A 20,884-nucleotide genomic window follows, 5' to 3' on the forward strand; every position below is an offset into this window, starting at 1 on the left:
AAAATTTCGTGGAGTGAAAATTTTAGTGGAGCATCCCATCAGAAAATATCTTCTATTTAACCGGGAGGGGGAAATTCATCAAAGTCAACAATACTGGAAACAATACGATTAGCTCATATCCATAAGGGAATCTAACAAGCAAGAATAATTTTGTAACAAGGAAATTTCAATAATGAATAAATTACCATCAAAGCGTTACGCAAAACTGCTGGATATTCTAGAAAACAGGCGCATTAAATTTACATCTATTTTTATGCATAAATCAAATGTCAAATCAGCTTCTGTACGAAATGGTTTTATAGCTTGGCTTAATACCTCGTTAGGTATGTGGATCTTAACGGGTTTATCAATAAGCATCATTGGGTTTTTATATGGGGTCTATGAAAAGGAACGTGAGCTAAATCTAGAAAGATTAAAAATTTTAAAGGAGATACTATATAGAGTTGATATTGTTTCACATGGTACCCATGTAAAACGTTTGGATGAACATGAGGTTATGGTCGAATTAAAAAACATAGAGGAAAATCAAAATCAAGGCGAAAAATATCAGAAGTATTTGGAATTATTTCTTTCGGACGAAGTTCAGTACAATCTATTTCCAGAGTTTTCCACCACCAAGACAAAAGCATTAGTATCTTACTACGAGATTAATTTAAGGCGGTCATATTTTAGATGGTATATTGATCGACCGAATATGAAAATTGAATCTTTGTCCAAAGACGTTGCCTGGGGTGGTGATCTTATTTTATTTAATAAAGAAACAAAATACGAAGAATTAGGCGCGGGCATGAAAGTTCAATATTTCTTTGTTTATATAGACATTTCAAGTTATTTCCAATATCAATATGAGAGGAGCTATTTTGATTATCCTACAGAGGAAATCTATCTCGATCTGGTAGAAAAGGCGCTAGGGAATATTCCATTATCGAAAACATATTCAACCTCTCCTAGTGACGCATCTAGCACTACTGCGCAGCCCCGCTAATGCCTCGCGCTGGTTTCTTACTCTTAGGTAATTTGTTCAAAGAACTAGCACGTAGTTTGGGCGGTTATGCCCAACAATTATATTCAATTAAAAACGTTAGGCATTTCTACCCAATCTACATTAGGTGCCAACTTCCGCTCTAGGCTGTATGCGATGGAATTGACCTGATGTAATTTTCAATGCATCCATACCGACTCAGTTGTGTCCAAGGCAGATATTTGTGAATTGTTAATAGTATGCTCTGGAGCGGTAAATTCTTTATAATTTGAGTGCTCCCAAGACTGAAGAGTGTCGAAGGTCAGAGCCCTATAATTTAAATAAAAATTTTTATTTTCATGTAAACAAATCTAAGGATCTATATTGAAAGCTATATCAGAAAGTACTTGGAGCGAATTACCATTTGCAGATTATAGACCTCGATTTTTCGTGGAATTATTTCGCGAGCTTCTTTCGATGGAAACCCCACATTTTTATCAGGCAAGATTGATGAATGTGATATCTTCAGCCCAAGAGTTGATTGAATCCATTGATTTGTATCATGAAGACCCTAAGTATCTTAGTATTCTTCAAAATTCAGTTGAAGAATTTCAATCTTCGATCACATTCGACCCTATCGCTGAGTCTTTCTACAAGCGAGAGATAGAAATTATGAAATTGATTTTTATTGAATTTGGAAAGGACAACGTAAAGAAAAATTTTTCTGACAAGGCCGTTGCTTGCTTAAAATCCATTATGAGAAACAGGGAGAATTATTATATACAGATAGTAAATAATCTGAGAGATTGTGTAGTTGGGAGTGTTGACCTAAGCAAGACAGATAGGAATTTATCCGCCATATATTCAACCCTTTCTGTATATGTAAGCAGCCTCCTTTCTCGTGGTTATTCACCAACATATTTATTTAACCGAATGGAGTATTTTACTAGGATAAATAACTACGGAACTAAAAATTTCCAACAGCAATTTAACTCCGTTATAGGGAAGCTTGATGGCAAAGAAAGGCAATTCACTATTTATTTCAAGTTACAGACAAATAAAAAGGAAACATTACTTAAAAACGAACACTTTTATGACGTTCAGTTTATGGAATCAATACCTGATAACCTAGATATGTTTTCTACAACAATATTTCGCGGTGATTATAATTTATACGTGGTTTCAGAAGTGCGCTCTTTAGATTACATTGGTGCATCATGGAAGGCTAAAGAGTTAATGGACCAAGCATTAGACTTCATTCGAGCCAAAGAAATTAATCTAAATATATCCCAATCTAAGAATTCTCTCGCTGTGTTTAAAGTAGCCGGGCATACATACAAACAAAGCACAAATATTGATTTGCTTGTACGCTTTTTATCGCATGATCGTAACGTAAGCTTTGATATGCCAGAAATGGGGAAGAAATTAAATAAAGTCTTGTCTAGAGAATCGCTTGATCATCTCGGACGCTCGCTTAGATATCTTAATATAGGAAGAGATAGTGTATCAATTGAACAAAAATTGCTTAATACGTGGATATCTCTGGAAACTTTATTTATTGGCTTGTCGGGCACAAACATAATTGGAAAAATTGTTGATTTTGTTCCTCAAGCATATGCATATAGTACCCTGTTAAAAAGGGCTGGTTACATATTGAAGTTGCTTACAGCATATAAAGTGTCTATACCTGAAGACTTCAAGTCTACCTTTTCAAATGAAAGTGGAGTCTTCGATAAAAGTATTCAACCCTCTGATTTTCATAACTCGTTGCTTGACGAGAAATTAGCAATCAAATTATTTGATTTACTAAATGGTAAAGAACATCTTAAATTTCGGCTAAAAATTGTTTTTGAAGAAATATCTTCGCGAGAAAAAATTAAAGAACGACTTAAAAAAACAGATAGTGACGTCATCAGACAGCTTAGAAGGCTCTATCTTTATAGGAACAAAATAGCTCACCTTGGTCATATATCAGGAGTTAAGCCTCAAATTGTGAATCACCTCGTAGATTACTTAATGGTATGTTATAAGGCCGTATTTACTAGTGCCGCATGTGGCGAAGAAAATAGTTTAATGACGGTTGCTGACGCAATTATTTGCTATCACCTCGGAATAGAAGAAAAAAACAAATATCTAACTAATAAGGATGTTGACATCAAATATAGTAGCTTGTGTATTCGCCCGGTAAATTAAGAAGTGCTAGCCTCACCGCTATAGTTGATGTCCGCTCTTGGCCGATATGCGGTGCAATTGATTCGATCCAAAATTCAATGTATCCCAGCCGACTCAGTTGCGCGCAAAGTGGACAGCCAAATGCGAGTGGCAACTAATTGAGATTGTTTGTGCCGTATATGCCCTTTAATGAAGTGAATCCTAGTTCGAGAATAAAAATGGTATTTGATAAAGAATTTCCAACGCGTCATACAAATCATATCTTAGAGACAATGTCATATAAGATTTTTAACAATGCGCTTCCAAATAATTGGATGGTTAGAGAGCTCACCGAGCGAGATTATGGGTTTGATGCATTAGTTGAACTTACAACGCTGAATAATGAAGTAAATGGTAAAATCGCAGCAATTCAATTGAAGGCAAGCAGCCAATTCATCTTCAATACTTCTGGTATTTATAAACATTATGCAATTGATAAAAGAACTACTAATTTGTGGCTTAGCTCTAACGTTATAACATTTGTTTTTTTTACTGACGAGGAAACAAAAAAACTATATTTCATACCTGTAAATACATATGTTAGGAGTAATTTTTCGCGCTATAAATCATGTGAAAATTTTTTTTATGAGGTAAGTGGTTCTGACATATTCACTCCAGATAAGTTTGTTAATGCATTTGTTGAGTGTGAAAAGTTACCAGAACTAGAGTCACAGATAACAGGAATAATGATGCTTTATGAGAACTTTTCTAAGTTCTTCGGTGAAAACCATGGACGTGATATTCATATGCCAATTGATGATGAGGGAAGGGAAAGAGGTTTGCGTGGCCTTTACAGTAAAATCGAACATATTTGTGCGCTGTTAGATATCTATTGGGATTTCGTACCAATAGATATTTTCATTTCAGATAATAAGATCGGAAGTTACGTTGAAATGTATGAATATCATATGACTGAGATCCTAAAGCTTATTGACATAAAACTATTGAATTGCATCGAAAAAATAAAAGAAATCACACTAGTTAGGTATAGTGATTATTGGCTAGCAAAAGATGCGAATATCGTAGATTTTTGTGCCAGTTTTCGAGCTGAAACTCAATATCAAAAGTACCGTAATTGGGTTGATAGTTCGCGGAACCGGGTATGACAAGCGATTGTGGTAAAAATTAGGTAAATGCGACATCAAAATCAATCTTTCCCTTTACTGAGCATCCCGTCTCCAAGGTCCGCTAATGGCCGGAAACAGCCCTAGTCGCGTTCAATTTATGACAACACAAAACAAAAAGGCGACTCAATGTGAGTCGCCTTTTTGTTTTTTTTAGTTTCCAACTTTAATTGTCAGTTTTACCAAAAAATTTACTCTATGTAGTTTTCAATGGGGGCGCAGGAACAGTGTAGATTTCTGTCGCCATACACATTATCGATACGATTTACCGTGGGCCATACCTTGTGGTTTTTTAACCAGCTGGCGGGGCGGCCGGCGGTTTCGCGGCTGTAGGCACGGCTCCAGTTTTCGTCCATGACGTCGTCTTGAGTGTGGGGCGCATTGTGCAGGGCGCTGGTCTCAAGCGTGATGCCGCCGTTGATAATTTGCGCAATTTCTTCGCGAATGATCAGCATGGCGTCGATGAATTTATCCAGCTCCGCTTTGGATTCCGACTCGGTCGGTTCGATCATAAGGGTGCCCGCTACCGGGAAGGACATGGTAGGTGCGTGGAAACCGAAATCCATTAGGCGCTTGGCAATGTCTTCTTCGCTAATGCCGCTCGCTTCTTTGAGTGGGCGCAAATCTAATAAGCATTCGTGGGCCACAAAGCCGTTAGTGCCTTTGTACAAAATCGGGTAGGCGTCTTCCAGTTTTTTGGCCACATAGTTGGCGTTGACCATGGCGAATTCGGTGGCTTGACGCATGCCGACGGCACCCATCATTTTGATGTACATCCAGCTGATGGGCAGAATGCTGGCAGAACCCCAAGGTGCGGCGGAGATGGTGCCGTTGGCGATATCGGTGCCGGGTACGGCTTGCACGGGGTGCGCCGCGAGGAAGGGCTCCAAGTGTTTGCCTACACCGATTGGGCCCATGCCGGGGCCGCCGCCGCCGTGGGGAATACAAAAGGTTTTGTGCAAATTTAAGTGGGATACGTCGCCGCCGAATTTACCCGGTGCGGCTACGCCGACCAGTGCATTCATATTGGCGCCGTCGATGTAAACCTGTGCGCCGACTGCGTGCACCATGTCGCACAGTTGGGTGATGCCTTCTTCAAACACGCCGTGAGTAGAAGGGTAGGTGACCATGATGCAGGCGATTTGCTCGCCGTGCAGGGCGATTTTTGCCGCTAGGTCTTCCAAGTCCACATTGCCTTTGTTGTCGCAGGCAACCACCACGACTTTAAAGCTGACCATTTGCGCAGAAGCGGGATTAGTGCCGTGGGCAGAGGCGGGAATTAAGCAGATGTCGCGCTGGGATTCGCCTTTGCTTTCAAAGTATTTTTTGATGGCGACGAGACCTGCGTATTCGCCTTGCGAACCGGCGTTGGGCTGCAGGCTTATCGCATCGTAGCCGGTGCAGGCTTTGAGCATGTCTTGCAGTTCTTCAAATAATTGGCTGTAGCCGCTGGCTTGATCAATGGGCGCAAAGGGGTGCAGCTTGCCGAACTCGGGCCAAGTGACGGGAATCATTTCCGCCGTGGCGTTGAGTTTCATGGTGCAGGAGCCGAGCGGGATCATCGCTTGGTTGAGCGCTATGTCTTTAGATTCCAAACGCTTCAAATAGCGCAACATTTCGGTTTCGCTGTGGAAACTGTTGAACACTGGGTGGCTTAAAATGGCGTCGCTGCGCAGCAGCTCAGCGGGAATACTGTTGGCGGCGGTGAGGTTTTTACCTTCGCTGATTTGGCTATCGAGTGCGGTGAGATCAACGCCGGTTACGCCAAATACGTCGAGCAAGTGCGCAAGATCTGCCAGTGTGGTGGTTTCATTTATGCTGATGCCGAGGCTGTCATTACCCACTAAACGCAAGTTAATTTCAGCGGCGAGCGCCGCGTTATAAATGGCTTTTTGATTGTCGCCAACAATAACTGTAATGGTGTCGAAAAATTGGCTGTTTACCAAGCCAAAATCTTTTGCTTTAAGCGCAGCAGCGGCAATGGCGGTGAGGCGATGAATACGGTTGGCGATGCGCTTTAAACCGTCGGGACCGTGGTAGATGGCGTAAAAAACACTCATGACGGCCAACAATACTTGCGAGGTGCAAATGTTGGAGTTGGCTTTCTCGCGGCGAATATGTTGCTCGCGAGTTTGCATGGCCATGCGCAGTGCCTGCTTGCCGCGTGTATCTATAGATACACCAATAATACGACCGGGCGCAGAGCGCTTGTAGGCATCGCGGAAGGCAAAAAAGCCTGCGTGCGGGCCGCCGAAACCCATAGGTACGCCAAAGCGTTGGCTAGTGCCGACGACTACATCGGCACCCATGGCGCCGGGCGATTTAAGTAGCATGAGTGCCATTAAGTCAGAGGCAACCGTCACTAAGCAGTTGTTGCTGTGGGCGGCGGTGATTAAATCCGTGAGGTCGCGCACTTGGCCGGTTGAGCCGGGGTATTGCAGCAGAGCGCCAAAGTAATCGCCGGTGGCGAGTTCGTCGGCCTTGGCAACATGGACTTCAAAACCAAAATGTTCGGCGCGGGTTTGCACCACGGCGATGGTTTGCGGGTGAGTGTCGGCATCTACAAAGAACACATCGGAGCGGCTCTTTTTGTTTTGGCGCTTACACATGGCCATGGCTTCAGCAGCGGCTGTGCCTTCATCTAACACCGAGGCGTTAGCCATTTCCATGCCGGTAAGGTCGATGATCATTTGTTGATAATTAAGCAGTGCTTCTAGGCGGCCTTGCGCAATCTCGGGTTGGTAGGGCGTGTAAGCCGTGTACCAACCGGGGTTTTCTAACACATTGCGCAACACCACATGGGGGACGTGAGTGTCGTGGTAGCCCATGCCGATATAGTTTTTAAAGAGGCGATTTTTGCTGGCGATGGCTTTTAGTTCTGCCAAGGCGTTAGTTTCCGTGACGGCGCTACCCAGTGCTAACTCGCCTTTGAGGCGGATTTTTTCCGGTACAGTTTTATCGATCAGCTCTTTGACAGACGCAACACCCAAGGTCGCTAACATGGCTGCGGTCTGTTGGGCATCTGGGCCTATGTGGCGCTGGACAAATTCGTCGTTGTAAGCCAAATGGTCGAGGGAAGCTGAGCGAAAATCAACTGACATAAAGAGTCTCTTTAATGGTTAAGGCGTCAAGGTTAAAGCGATAAAGGCGGGGGCAGATCTGCTTTGAATGGGTCTGCTTAAAAAGGCGGCAATGGTACCAACTTGGGCGCCAGCGGGCAATCAAGGCGTGCTGAAAAGCGGCTCAAGATTCGCGTTCTAATGGGTTTAGGGGCTAAAAACAGGCGAGTGGTGCGCGCATTTAGAAAACGGTAAATTTTCAATGCTGTGAATTCGTGGCATTCGTGGCATTTGTGGTAAAAAGGCGCACTTCATCGTTCTTAAGGATATAAGTATGTACAAAAATGCAGTGTTATTAGGGCTCTGCCAGTTTTTATGGATGACCTCAGCAGCGGTGGGCATATCGTTTAATGGTTTGGTGGGTGAGCGTTTGGCCTCCAGTATGGTGCTCGCAACCTTACCGTTTCTCTCTATGTCGGCTACTACCGCTATCTTGACGTTACTTTTGCCGCGTTTTTTTGCGCGCATGGGCTATCAGCGCGGCTTTGCTCTTGGCGCTGTTCTTGGGGTTTTAGGTAGCTTGCTGGCTGCTTTTGCTATTTGGTGTGAATCCTTTGTGCTGTTTTGCGCGGCGGGTTTGTTGATGGGGAGTTTTCAAGCTACTGCGCTTTACTATCGTTTTGCGGCGGCAGACTCGGTGCCTGAGCCTGCACAAAAAAGTACGGCTATTGCCTGGGTGCTGAATGGCGGTATTTTAGCGGCGCTTTTGGGGCCACTGTTGGGTAGCCAAAGTTTGCATTGGTTTGCGCAGGATTACCTAGGGTCTTATCTGGCGGTGGCGGCTATGGTTTTGCTGGCGGTACCTATTTTTAGCTTTATGTCGCTGCCTAAACGGCAATATCAGGTTGCAGCTCCCGTTGCGTTGAAGGTTGTGCTGGCTTACCCGCGTGCCATTACGGCAATGGTTTTTTGTGCGGGAGGCTATGCCATGATGATGATGGTGATGTTGGCTGGGCCTTTGGCGCTGCATAGTTGCGGCTTTGGGCCGCAGGATGCCGCCAGTGTGATTCAGTGGCATCTGTTGGGGATGTTTGCCCCTTCGCTCATAACGGGGAAATTAATTGGCCGCTACGGCGCTTTGCCTATCGCCTACCTAGGTTGTGCGATTTTAGTGAGCGGCTGTGTAATGGCGTTGTTGGGCTTGGAATTGCAGCACTTCCACTGGTCGTTGATGTTGGTGGGCGTGGGCTGGAATTTTATGTACATAGGCGGCAGCACTCTAGTGACCCAGGTGAGCGATGCCGCTATACGCTCGCGTTTGCAGGCATTGAATGAGTTCGTCACCTTCGCCACTATGACCCTAACCGCTGGTGTAACGGGGTGGCTATATCACCGTTTGGGCTGGCAGCCGCTCTTGTGGTTGGCGATTATATTCATTTGTATTCTCGCTTTTTCCGTGGCGATTGAAAGCCGTCGTAAACTATCTTTGGCTGACTGAGTCTCATGTCAATCGAATCGCGGCGTGAGTCTGTTATGATTCCGCCGCCAGTCGTTTGTTATTGGATGAATGTTGAAGGACATTTGCGCCTTCAGTGCCAATAACAATTGCGCTGCGAGCAATGATCCGAGTGATCAGCGCTTAGCCGAACAATAATGTAACTCTGCGTAAACCTATTATGTACCATGAATTTTTTGGGCTGAATGAGCCTGCCTTTTCTATCGCCGTAAATCCCCGTTATCTCTATATGAGTGATCAACACCGGGAGGCTTTAGCACACCTCGTTTATGGCATTCAGAACGGTGGTTTTGTGATGCTGACGGGCGAGGTGGGAACGGGCAAAACTACCATTTTACGCTGTTTATTGGAGCAGCTGCCGGAAAATACCGACATCGCATTTATTCTCAACCCCATGGCAAGTGTGTTGGAGTTGTTGACCACCATTTGCGAAGAGTTAGGTGCGAGCTATATAGATGATGATGCAGGCATTAAGGAACTTACGGATGCGCTCCATGCCTTTTTGATGGTCAATCATCAAAAGGGACGTCGTACGGTTTTGTTGATTGACGAGGCACAATTACTCAAGGTGCCCGTGTTAGAGCAAATTCGGCTCTTAACAAATTTGGAAACTACTACCGAAAAGCTGCTGCAAATAATGCTCATTGGTCAGCCAGAGTTAAAAACCCTCTTGGCGCGCCCAGCGTTGCGGCAATTATCCCAGCGAATTACTGCGCGCTTTCATTTGGAGCCACTCTCGCTGGCGGAAACCCATGCCTACATAAGTCATCGCCTCAGTGTGGCGGGTATGGCGGAGTATAAAAATCCGTTCACCTCGGCGATGATTAAAAGAATTCACAGGTTTAGTGGCGGCGTGCCGCGCCTAATCAATATTTTGTGCGAACGTTTATTACTTGGTTCCTACGCTAAACATAAACAGCAAATCGATAATGATACTTTTGATGTTGCAGTGCGCGAGGTGGCGGGCACAAATTCTCAACACGAGCGGGCACTGGAAAAAGCGGCGACTCGCTCTGGCTATCACGGCCTATTTATTCTGGTGTTAATTATTATTATGGGGCTTGTGTGGCGCTTCGTACCGGATGAAGCTGCACAGATAACTGAGCCTCATACGGCGCCAGTCATTACTGAGGCTAGTGCACTCAATACTAGTGCACAGTCTTTAAATCCTGCATCTGCTCCTAGTCATAAAATAACGGTATCAAGTGCGCCTACGTTGGATATGTTCGCGTTTAGTCAGCGGGAGCTCGCAGCGGCACAGTTGGATTTGCTCGACTATTTAGACATAAAAGATGTTAAGCCTGACGCACCCTGCAGCTCTTTAACGGCGAAGGGATTTAGCTGTGAGAAAGCAAAAGTGAATAGCTGGGATGAGCTGAAAGATGTTAATCGCCCTGCGCTTATGACTTTAGTAACCCCGGATAAAAAATGGGCTTATGTGCTCTTGATTGGCTTGAGCGATAACTACGCCATGCTCTTGCACAATGGAGAGAAAAAGTTAGTTCCTTGGTCGCAGTTAGCGCAGGACTGGAATGGTGACTTGCTGTATGTATGGTCACGCCCAGCCGAATTTAAAGAGACTATTCGCCTAGGTGATCAGGGGCCTATGGTTACTTGGCTTGCTGAACAGTTTGCTCAGCTGGATAAACAGCCCGCGGCACTAACGCGTCACTTTTTTACGGATAAGCTTAAAAAGCGCGTTGAGTTTTTTCAGGCAAGTCAAAAAATATTACCCACGGGGGAAGTGGGTGCGCAAACCTTGAGGCGATTAAATGAAGTCTTGGGCTTGGATCGTCTTTTAATTGAAATCGATGCATCTCAACTACCGAGGTCTTCTGTTGAAGCTGCTGCTTCATCTTCAGGAGTGGGGCGCTGATATGTCATTAATTTTAGATGCGCTTAATCGAGCCGAGCAGGATCGTAAAAATAAAGAGGGTGTTCCTAACTTAAATACGCTTCACCAGGCGGCGGATTACGCTGCTGTAGCGGCGCCCAAGTCCAAGTTTGGGCTTTGGTTTAGCTTGGTTATTGCGTGCCTACTATTGGCGGTGGCGAGTGGGTGGTATTTCTCGGGAAGCGGACGCGCTGCGTCCTCGACTACTGTACTTACAATTTCAAAACGGTCAACTCCAGAGCCCTCAACTACCACCGCAGTGACTCAAGTAGCAACTGAAGTAGCGCCTGTGGTCGAGATTGTGGCTAGGCCTGAGCCTGAGTCTTCGCACGTAAAGTCTCCTGATGAGTCGGTCAAAGTTGATCAGCTTTATGCCGCTGAGGAGCCTGCTGCGGCTGCGCTTGATCCTACTATTGATGAGCTCTATACCGCCGACGATGAACCGATTGAGTCTGAATCTATTGTGGACCCTTTGGTGGTTCAGGCGGCACAACCTTTGACGGCGGATAGAATAGAGCCGCGCAATGTTGCAATTATTTCACGCGCAGCAGCAGATTCAACGGTTACCGTTGCGCGCACCTACGACTCCATGACCGATGTGACTGCATTTAATGATTTACCCTGGAATCTTAAACAGCAGATTCCCACCATTAGCTATTCGCGCCACAATTATGCGGCTAACAATATCAGCAGTGTCGTCATTAATGGCCAGACAAGCGGCCAAGGTAATTTGGTGTCGGGCGATTTTGTGGTGCAGGAAATTTTGGCCGATGGCGTAGTGCTGCGTTTTAAAGATAAGGTGTTTAAATTACGCGCACTGAATGGCTGGGTAAATATGTAAGTCTAGGTATGTGAATACATCGTGGCTTCAAAAAATAAAAAAGAGTCTTATTGAGAGACTCTTTTTTTCGTATTAAAAGTGCTTAATAGCGATTAAGAAATACTTCCCATTTTAGATTGCAAGTAATTTTGCAGGCCAACAGTTTCAATCAGTGATAACTGTGTTTCGATCCAATCTACATGCTCTTCTTCAGACTCAAGAATATCTTTTAAAAGATCGCGGCTTACGAAGTCGCGCACGCCTTCGCAAATAATGATGCCGTCGCGCAAGTCGGGAATCGCTTTCAACTCCACACGTAAGTCGGATTTGAGTATTTCTTCGGTATTTTCACCAATGTGCAACTTGCCTAAGTCTTGCAGGTTGGGTAAACCTTCCAAAAACAAAATACGCTCAACCAAGGCATCCGCGTGTTTCATTTCATCGATTGATTCATGGTATTCGTGATCGGCAAGTTCTTTTAATCCCCAATCTTTGTACATACGCGCATGTAAAAAATATTGATTGATGGCGACGAGTTCGTTGCCGAGAACTTTGTTTAATACCGCTATAACCTGTGCATCACCTTTCATAGGTTTCTCCTTTGGGGCTGCTTGATATAAAAGGGGGCTGAAAATTAAAGGGAGAGTCTGGCCCTCTGGCAAGAGAGTGTCAAGTGATAAAAGTTGGCTGCATTATGGCTAAGCTATTGAAAATAAAGGGAAATGGTCTAGGTGTGGGGAGAGGGGGATTCTAGGCGAATAAGTTCAGCGCTCATATTGTTAAACGAGCGCCAGATGTTTTTAGGCTAGTGCGTAGTATTGCGGCATGCCATTAAGTAGCGGTGCTTCGCAAAGTGTTTCTTGCAGTATTTCACGGGTAGTGGCGGAGCATTTGCCACATTGGCTTGCCACACCCAATGCCTTACGCAGCTGGCCGATGGAGTTGGCGCCATCATTTATAGCGGCTTTGATTTGACGGTCTGTAATACCCTTGCAAAGACAAACGTACATACGGTTCACCTGGCTCTCAGTTAGTCAAACTATCGATTTTATTAATCAAGTTTTATGCTGCATCCAACACCTAGTGCGTTCTTTATTTGCCAGATGTTGCAGCAACTGTTAAATCTTAATCTTAATGAGAATCTGTGTCAACAATGTTTGCGAACACTTATCATTTGTGTGTGCGGATAGTACATATGTGATTGAGGGGGTGGCTCGGTTTGTACACGCTTTGAGCTATAGCGAGAAAGGGCAGGTGTTATATAAAAAATTAATGTGACTCTTGAGGGGGGCTGTGTATTATAGCTGCGCACTATTGATGATATTCAGGTAATCAATAAAGAGTTATGCATTACTTTTCTTGGTTGCGCTTGCGGAGCAGGCGCGATCAATTAACTATAGATCAGTAACCCCAGCTAGATTAACCCTTATTAGGAGATGAAACATGGGCGTATTAGTAGGTAAACAAGCACCAGATTTTACTGCAGCAGCAGTATTGGCAAATGGCGAAATCGTAGATAGCTACAGTTTTTCTGCCGCTACTAAAGGCAAGAAAGCAGTTGTTTTCTTCTATCCACTGGATTTCACCTTTGTATGTCCTTCTGAGTTGTTGGCATTCGATCACCGTGTAGAAGAATTCAAAAAGCGTAATGTAGAAGTGATTGGTGTTTCTATTGACTCTCAATTTAGTCATAACGCATGGCGTAATACTGCAATAAATGATGGCGGTATTGGCCCAGTAAAATACACCTTGGTAGCTGATGTTAAGCACGAAATTTGCCGCGCTTACGATGTAGAGGCAGATGAAGGCGTTGCTTATCGCGGTTCTTTCTTGATCGACGAAGACGGTTTGGTTCGTCATCAAGTTGTAAATGACCTGCCTTTAGGCCGTAACGTTGATGAAATGTTGCGTATGGTTGATGCCTTGGCATTCCATCAAGCGCATGGCGAAGTTTGCCCTGCTGGCTGGAAAGATGGCGATGCAGGTATGGATGCATCACCTACTGGTGTAGCGGCTTACTTGAGCGCACACGGTGACAAGCTGTAAGATTTGCGTAAATTGTTATATTTTGTAACGCATGCAAAAAGCCCGACCTAGTGTCGGGCTTTTTGCATCTTGGAGAGTGATGGGCTTTGTTATGGTAAACGAGCGGAAAAAAATTGATTTACATTCGAGCTGGCTAGAGTATTTAGCGAGAGAATTTGAGCAGCCCTATATGTTGCAGCTCAATGTTTTTTTAGCAGAGCAAAGGCGTATAGGGAAAGTTATTTACCCTGAGCCACAGTATATTTTTAATGCATTCAATTCGGCGCCGCTCGGCCAAGTAAAGGTAGTTATTTTGGGCCAGGATCCCTATCACGGGCCAAATCAGGCACATGGTTTGTGTTTTTCAGTACAGCCTGGCGTTGCAATACCGCCGTCTTTGCTAAACATCTATAAAGAGCTTGAGCGCGATGTACACCAAACAATTCCAGAACATGGGTGTTTGCAAGTCTGGGCCAACCAAGGTGTACTGCTGTTAAATACGTGTTTAACGGTTGAGCAAGGGCGCGCAGCAGCGCATCAAGGGCAGGGATGGGAGCAGTTTACTGATTGCGCGATTCGGCTCGTTAATGACCAGTGCCCTGCAGTGGTGTTTCTGTTGTGGGGAAGTCACGCTCAAAAGAAAAAGGGGTTAATTAATGAAACTAAGCATTTGGTTTTGTCTGCACCTCACCCATCGCCGCTGTCTGCCTATAGAGGCTTCATAGGTTGCGGCCACTTCAGTAAGGCAAATAGCTACCTAATACAGCATGGATTATCTCCAATTAACTGGCAATTATAGATAGATCCCCCCCATGGATTTAATAGAGGCATATGGTCATTTTGTATATTAGATTGCATGATCAAACTCGCCTTCAAATTTATATGTGATCTCATTCTCAGCTAATTGACAGCGCTGTCACATAGTAGTAGTTTTGTGCGCAAGCTGAGTAGCCTCCCTAAAAACCAGCAAAATGTAAGCTCAATATTTATACAAAATATGAGCATTTAGAGGAGGAGCTTAAAAGCATTAAATTGAGTGATATCTAAAATATTAACAACCACTCGATAAGGATTCGTCTTCATACCGAGGGCGATTATGTTTGGCTTCTAATCTGCACAAGATGGCAGCTCAAGCATGTGTGTACCGGAAAATATAATTCCTGACGATAATAATGGAGAGCTCCATGTACAAAACTATAAGCTTTAAGAAAAAAATGTTAGCGACAGCTGTTGCTTCTGTTGCGGCCGCTGGTTTTAGCAGTGTTTCATTTGCCCAGGACAACGTTGAGCAGGTTATGGTTACAGGCATTAAAAGTGCACTGGAACGTTCTGTTGATATTAAACGTAATTCAAATCAAGTGGTCGAGGCTATTACCGCTGATGATATTGGCAAAATGCCTGATCAAAACGTAGCAGATTCATTGCAGCGTGTACCTGGTGTACAAATTGACCGCTCGGGTGGTGAAGGTACTAAAGTCCGTATTCGCGGTTTGGGTAACAACATCACCTTATTAAACGGCGAATCATTTATTAGTGGTATGGAATATTACCAAGCAGGTGAAGGCCGTACTGAGTTTGATGGCTCCTTAGAAGGTGTGCCATCGGAATTACTCGGTGGCGTAGAGATTATTAAAACTGCCAGAGCCTCAGATGTGGAAGGCGCTGTAGGCGGTATTATCAATCTAAAGACTCGCAGCCCTTTGACCTTAAAAGAGCCGGTAATTGCAGGAAATGTAAAAGCTGATATTGGTGATTATTCAAATGAAGCCAAACCAAGCGCTACTTTGGTTTTAGGTAATTCATGGGATAATTTCGGCGCCATACTATCTTTAAGTGCTACCCAAAAAGTAGTGCATGTAGATGAGGCTCAAAATCTTAACAGAAACAGTTTCGGGTTTCAGACAACTCCTGCCGGAGAAGACTATATAGTACCCGGTATGCAATATGAGACTGACAAAGAATTTAATCGTGAGCGCGTTGGTGCCTCTTTGGCTTTGGCTTGGGCCCCTACAGACAACTCAGAATTCACCTTTGACTGGTTTCATTCGGACTTGAGTATCGATGACCGTTCGTACTCTATGAAGTACACCTTGAATACCGATGGTGGCTCTTTAATTACTACCAAGCCCTACAAAATTGATTCGAATGGCGTTGTTACTCAGGGTAGCTTCACTACTTCTGGCGAAAATAACAGCTATCGCGATCTGACTGACATTTCGACTGACAACTTCAAGCTTGGCTTTAAAGTTGATTCAAGTGATGTATTGCATTTTGATGGTGCCTTGTCTTATGCAAGCTCTGATTTGAGTAAAGATGCTGCATTTGCCGATGCCCGTTATCAGCCCTATGGTGTGAACCGTCTTGATAGTAGCAGCGCTACCGGTTGGAAAAATTCTGCACCTAATGCGGTTGTTGGAGATACTGGCGAACGTTTTGTTACCTTAAATAGTCAGTCTGCTAGTGGTATTCCAAGCTGGTCATTAAGCCCTGCTGCTGCTGCCGCTTTGACTAACCCAGCAAATTTCTTGTACAAATCAAATTGGGCCTATGGTGATCGTTCAACGAATGAGTCATTAACGGCAGCCGTAAATGCAACCTATGATCTTGAAGTGGGTGATATTAAAAATGTTAAGTTCGGTATTCGCCATGCGAATAACGAAGTTGACTTTACTGAAGGTCATTATCAAGTTGACTTAAGCAAAGGTGCTTTACCGCTGTCCGGTGTTCAGGGCGTTGGGGCATTTATTCCTGATGGTCACAACTTGGGTGATGTTGATGGCGATGGTATAAGCGATAACCAATTGTGGGGCCCAACTACTCGCTATGTAGATGCCAATATCTCTAACCCTGCTTATGGCTCTGTGACCTCTTCAGGTAAAAATCTTGCCGACGTGCTTTACGGTATCGATGCTGGCCGTTGGGATGGTAACTCTGTTGGTGTAATGCCGTGGAATCAGTTTACTGATAAGCCGGAGTTGTATGTCAAAGTTAATGACTTCTTCCCCACTGGCGGTGCAATATCTTCAGGGCTTTTTGTTGATCCGGCTAAAATGGGCAATCCGGCAGCTTGGTTGTCTGGTATGGCTGCGGGCGCTCCAACTCAGTGGTATGAAGACAAGGTTCAATCTTGGAATGTAGATAGAACTGTTACAGCTGCCTATGCAGAAATCAATCTTGAAGGCGATGCAGTACCTTACACCTTGAATATGGGTGTGCGTATTGTTAAGACTGATACTACCACTACAGGCGGACAAACTACTCCTGACGACTTGTGGTCAGGAACTGACTCTTGGAATGGTCCTGTTATAGTTTTGGGCGATTTCTCGATCAACAAAACCTACACCGATGTGCTGCCAAGCTTGAACTTCTCTTTGGATACCGCAGAAGATCAAAAACTTCGCTTTGCGATGGCTCGTGTAATGTCTCAACCAGATGCGCAAGCATTAGGTCATGGAGCTAACTATAACTTTACCCGTAACGATGCTCGTGGCGGTTATGAGTTTGTAAATGGTACTGTGGGTAACCCAACGCTCGATCCATTCCGTGCTACTCAGGCTGACTTGGCTTATGAATACTACTTTGATGATCTGAGCTATTTATCGGTTGCAACGTTTATTAAGGTTGTAGATTCTTTCCCTGCAGGTATAGCAACGCCTACACGTGTAGATGACTCAACTACTGACGGCTCTACTGTTGGTCAAGTTAACTCAACTACCAATGGTTCTGGTGGTAGCGTTAAGGGTTTCGAAATCGCTTTCCAGAAAGGCTTTGATAACGGCTTAGGTTTTGCTGTTAACTATACTTACTCTGGTTCAAGTACTGATTTGGCATCATTCACTCATAAAAAACTTCCGTTACCTGGTGTGTCTGAAAACACCTTTAACGTGTTGGGCTTCTATGAAAATGACAAATTACATGCGCGTATTTCTTACACTTGGAGAGATGAGTACCTATCTCCAGACTACACTTTGGAAACTATTGCGGGCAATGCTAATCAAGAGCCAGCTAACTTTGCCAGCTTCTATGATGCCTATGGCCAAATGGATATGTCGGTTAGCTATGATGTAACTGACAACTTCTCTTTGACCGCCGAAGGTATTAACTTGGGTGCTGAAGAGCAAAGACGTTATATCGAATACACAAACTTCTTCCGTAGCAATACTGCTGCAGAGCGTAGATTTGTTGTAGGTGCTAAATTCCAATTCTAATTTTCCATGAGTTGAAATAAGCTAAAAAGGGGGGCAATATGAAAATATTGTCCCCTTTTTAATTTTTTGGCTGGAGAGTTTTGGGTGAAAGAGATGCTGAAAAGTATAGTTATTGTAGGTGGCGGAACTTCAGGATGGATGGCGGCGGCATGCTTCTCAAAGATGCTTAAACCTTTGGGGATTAGTATTACTTTGGTCGAGTCTTCTGATATAGGGGCGGTTGGTGTTGGTGAGGCAACTATTCCGCCCATACTAGACTTTATTCGCTTACTCGGTATTGAAGAACGCCATTTTATTCAGTCTACTCAGGCAACATTTAAGTTGGGAATAAAATTTAACGATTGGAGCCAGATAGGGAAATCGTATTGGCATCAGTTTGGTACGGTAGGTTCTAATATCGATGGTATTCAATTTTATCAGCATTGGTTGCTTAGTCAGCGAGCTGGGAATTCCGCAGAGTTTACCGATTATGCGCCATCAATTGTCATGGCGAAAAAAAATAAATTTGAAATAATATCGGGAGGTTCTACTAACTTTTTGCAGGGCGCTAAATATGCATTGCATTTCGATGCTGTATTGGTAGCCAGATATCTGCGTGAATTTGCTGAGAAAAATGGTGTACTTAGGGTGGATAGTAAAGTTGAGTCAGCACAGCTTTCTGGGCAGGGAGATGTTGCATCAATTTTATTAGATGATGGTCGTGAATTAAAAGCTGACTTCTTCGTGGACTGCTCTGGATTTAAGGGACTGATTATAGAGGAGGCACTAAAAACAGGATATGAAGATTGGTCTTCATTTCTTCCGAGCGATAGAGCGGTGGTTGCACAGACGACAACTGAAGGTGAATTGGCACCTTATACTCAAGCTACGGCTTTAGCTTGTGGTTGGCAGTGGAAAATACCCCTGCAACATAGAACTGGAAATGGCTATGTGTTTTCTAGTGCTTATTGCAGCGAGGAAGAAGCGACGCTGTTGTTCAAGAGTAATTTAGAGGGTAAGTTAGTTGCGGAGCCGCGTATTTTACGTTTTGTCACAGGTAAACGTAAAAAGCTTTGGAATAGAAATTGTCTTGCCGTTGGTTTGGCGTCAGGCTTTCTTGAACCCTTAGAGTCAACAAGTATTCATTTGGCAATGAAGACAATATTAAAGTTTATAGAGATGTTTCCTTTATTGGCCGTGGATCAGCCGACGATCGACGAATTTAATCGCACAATGGATTGTGAATATGAAAGCGTCAGAGATTTTATTATCTTGCATTATTGTATCTCGAAGCGTCGCGACACCGATTTTTGGCGGCATTGTACGACGATGGATATTCCAGAAACTCTAAGGGCTAAAATAGATCTATTTAGGTCGTGCGGACGTTTATATAGAGACGAGTTTAATTTGTTTTCTCCTAATAGTTGGTATGCTGTTCTGGAGGGAATGGGGCTTAGGCCGGATGGTTTTGATCCTCTTGTTTGCTTGTCTCATCCGGGGGAGGTTCAAAATATGATGCGCAACGCTCTAGTGGGAATGGATCAAGCATTGGATAGCCTCTTGGATCATAATGAGTTCATTCGCCAGAATTGCCCTTCGTTCTTATAAGCTCTCTATTGGTTTGTCGAGACTTATTTGACTCAACTTGAGCGGTCTATATGGCTGTGAGAGGTTTTATTGTGCATTTCATCTGTATTGTCTTGCTTTTGGCTTCAATGGCTTAAAGCTAGAGTCACAAGGTTTATCTAGGAATAGACGTGGTTTGTTATCTTCTTGGCTAGGTTATTTGGTCTTTAGCTGGCATAATCGACGCCCCAATTTTGTATGGTTGGTGTACACCGATGGTGTCTCAATCATCCGCTCAGGTGCGCTAATAACCCCGTTGTCATTGGCGCCCTCTCTTTCCATGCTAGAGGATTAACATGCAACCACAGGTCAAGCCCCGCAATCCCAATTTTTCATCTGGCCCCTGCAGTAAGCGCCCGGGTTATAGTCTGGATCAGTTGGATATTTCTACTCTCGGTCGTTCGCACCGCTCTTCCGTTGGCAAGGCTGCACTGCAGCGCGCCTGCGAAGATACGGCAGAATTGCTCGGCCTGCCTGCTGGCTACCGTGTCGGTGTTGTTCCTGGCTCAGATACAGGCGCCGTTGAAATGGCCATGTGGTCCATGCTGGGCGCGCGTGGTGTAGATATTCTGCAGTGGGAATCTTTTGGTAAGGGCTGGCTGTCGGATGCAACTAAAGAGTTGAATTTAACCGTCAACGCTCACGAGGCAGATTATGGTTTGTTGCCTGATTTGTCTAAGGTGAACTTTAACAATGATGTTATTTTCACTTGGAACGGCACAACGTCAGGCGTGAAAGTACCAAACGGTGATTGGATTCCCAATGATCGCCAAGGCTTGACCATTTGCGATGCGACCTCTGCGGTTTTTGCGATGGAAATGCCATGGGAAAAATTAGACGTAATCACCTTCAGCTGGCAAAAAGTGCTCGGCGGCGAAGGCGCACACGGTATGTTAATTCTCAGCCCGCGTGCTGTTGAACGTTTAGAAACCTACAAGCCGTGCTGGCCTTTGCCCAAGCTGTTTCGCATGACCAGCGGCGGTAAGGTTGTGGAAGGTATATTCAAAGGCGAAACGATCAATACACCTTCAATGCTTGCGGTATCTGATTACCTGGATGCCTTAGATTGGGTGCGTGCTATTGGTGGCGTTAAAGAATCGATTGCACGTTCCAATGCCAATTTAGCGGTACTGGAAAAATTTGTTGCCGCTAATGACTGGATTAATTTCCTCGCGCAAAAGCCTGAAACTCTGTCAAATACCAGCGTCTGCTTCACCTTGAAAGCTACACCTGATCAAGTGAAGGCCATGATCAAGTTGCTTGAAAAAGAAGCTGTTGCGTTTGATATAGGCGCTTACCGTGATGCCCCTGCAGGCTTGCGTATTTGGTGTGGCGCTACCGTTGAGGCGAGCGACTTGGAAGCGCTGCTGCCTTGGATGAGCTGGGCCTATGCTCAAGTAACCCAAGCGTAAAAAGCAACCCCGTCTGCTCTGGGCCGTGTTTTTTAACACGGCCTTTTTA

General features: G+C 44.5%; 14 protein-coding genes. 11 read left to right on the top strand and 3 right to left on the bottom strand.

Annotated elements, in window-relative coordinates:
• Positions 1 to 172: 172 nt before the first annotated feature.
• From AC0KUT_RS07255 to AC0KUT_RS07265, 3 genes are all read left to right on the top strand, one after another.
• The gene (locus AC0KUT_RS07255; protein ID WP_488834721.1) at positions 173 to 985 is read left to right on the top strand and encodes a hypothetical protein; all 813 of its coding nucleotides are present in this window, start codon (positions 173 to 175) and stop codon (positions 983 to 985) included.
• A gap of 360 nt (positions 986 to 1,345) precedes the next feature.
• Positions 1,346 to 3,154, top strand: coding sequence for a hypothetical protein (locus AC0KUT_RS07260; RefSeq protein ID WP_488834723.1), 1,809 nt, complete (start codon positions 1,346 to 1,348; stop codon positions 3,152 to 3,154).
• A 197-nt stretch (positions 3,155 to 3,351) separates the two neighbouring features.
• Positions 3,352 to 4,278: a DUF4365 domain-containing protein gene (locus AC0KUT_RS07265; protein WP_488834725.1), complete on the top strand. Its 927-nt coding sequence runs from the start codon at positions 3,352 to 3,354 to the stop codon at positions 4,276 to 4,278.
• 209 nt (positions 4,279 to 4,487) lie between these two features.
• On the opposite strand, the gene gcvP is transcribed toward AC0KUT_RS07265, so the two are convergent.
• Positions 4,488 to 7,397 (bottom strand): aminomethyl-transferring glycine dehydrogenase, encoded by a 2,910-nt coding sequence (gcvP, locus tag AC0KUT_RS07270; protein ID WP_488834727.1) that lies wholly within the window; start codon positions 7,395 to 7,397, stop codon positions 4,488 to 4,490.
• A gap of 292 nt (positions 7,398 to 7,689) precedes the next feature.
• On the opposite strand from gcvP, the gene AC0KUT_RS07275 reads away from it, so the two are divergent.
• The 3 genes from AC0KUT_RS07275 to AC0KUT_RS07285 all read left to right on the top strand — a co-directional run bounded on the left by AC0KUT_RS07275 (position 7,690) and on the right by AC0KUT_RS07285 (position 11,606).
• Positions 7,690 to 8,853 (top strand): MFS transporter, encoded by a 1,164-nt coding sequence (locus tag AC0KUT_RS07275; RefSeq protein WP_488834729.1) that lies wholly within the window; start codon positions 7,690 to 7,692, stop codon positions 8,851 to 8,853.
• 178 nt (positions 8,854 to 9,031) lie between these two features.
• On the top strand, positions 9,032 to 10,747 hold the full coding sequence (locus AC0KUT_RS07280; RefSeq protein ID WP_488834730.1) for an AAA family ATPase: 1,716 nt from the start codon (positions 9,032 to 9,034) through the stop codon (positions 10,745 to 10,747).
• A gap of 1 nt (position 10,748) precedes the next feature.
• A complete protein-coding gene (locus AC0KUT_RS07285; RefSeq protein ID WP_488834731.1) occupies positions 10,749 to 11,606 on the top strand; it encodes a general secretion pathway protein GspB in 858 nt (285 codons plus the stop codon).
• 92 nt (positions 11,607 to 11,698) lie between these two features.
• On the opposite strand, the gene bfr is transcribed toward AC0KUT_RS07285, so the two are convergent.
• Both bfr and AC0KUT_RS07295 read right to left on the bottom strand, forming a co-directional pair.
• Complete coding sequence (gene bfr / locus AC0KUT_RS07290) at positions 11,699 to 12,175, bottom strand: bacterioferritin (RefSeq protein WP_488834733.1); 477 nt, start codon at positions 12,173 to 12,175, stop codon at positions 11,699 to 11,701.
• A gap of 210 nt (positions 12,176 to 12,385) precedes the next feature.
• A complete protein-coding gene (locus tag AC0KUT_RS07295; protein WP_488834734.1) occupies positions 12,386 to 12,595 on the bottom strand; it encodes a bacterioferritin-associated ferredoxin in 210 nt (69 codons plus the stop codon).
• Between the two features lie 433 nt (positions 12,596 to 13,028).
• On the opposite strand from AC0KUT_RS07295, the gene AC0KUT_RS07300 reads away from it, so the two are divergent.
• From AC0KUT_RS07300 to AC0KUT_RS07320, 5 genes are all read left to right on the top strand, one after another.
• The gene (locus AC0KUT_RS07300; protein WP_488834735.1) at positions 13,029 to 13,631 is read left to right on the top strand and encodes a peroxiredoxin; all 603 of its coding nucleotides are present in this window, start codon (positions 13,029 to 13,031) and stop codon (positions 13,629 to 13,631) included.
• 91 nt (positions 13,632 to 13,722) lie between these two features.
• Positions 13,723 to 14,409 carry a uracil-DNA glycosylase gene (gene ung / locus AC0KUT_RS07305; RefSeq protein WP_488834736.1) on the top strand — a complete coding sequence of 229 codons (687 nt, stop codon included), beginning with the start codon at positions 13,723 to 13,725 and terminating at the stop codon, positions 14,407 to 14,409.
• A 385-nt stretch (positions 14,410 to 14,794) separates the two neighbouring features.
• Positions 14,795 to 17,818 carry a TonB-dependent receptor gene (locus AC0KUT_RS07310; protein WP_488834737.1) on the top strand — a complete coding sequence of 1,008 codons (3,024 nt, stop codon included), beginning with the start codon at positions 14,795 to 14,797 and terminating at the stop codon, positions 17,816 to 17,818.
• Positions 17,819 to 17,911: 93 nt separating this feature from the next.
• On the top strand, positions 17,912 to 19,405 hold the full coding sequence (locus AC0KUT_RS07315; protein WP_488835666.1) for a tryptophan halogenase family protein: 1,494 nt from the start codon (positions 17,912 to 17,914) through the stop codon (positions 19,403 to 19,405).
• Between the two features lie 314 nt (positions 19,406 to 19,719).
• Positions 19,720 to 20,835: a phosphoserine transaminase gene (locus tag AC0KUT_RS07320; RefSeq protein WP_488834738.1), complete on the top strand. Its 1,116-nt coding sequence runs from the start codon at positions 19,720 to 19,722 to the stop codon at positions 20,833 to 20,835.
• The last annotated feature ends 49 nt before the right edge of the window (positions 20,836 to 20,884 follow it).

The sequence above is a fragment of the Cellvibrio sp. 25HG11W-0 genome (assembly GCF_057815475.1).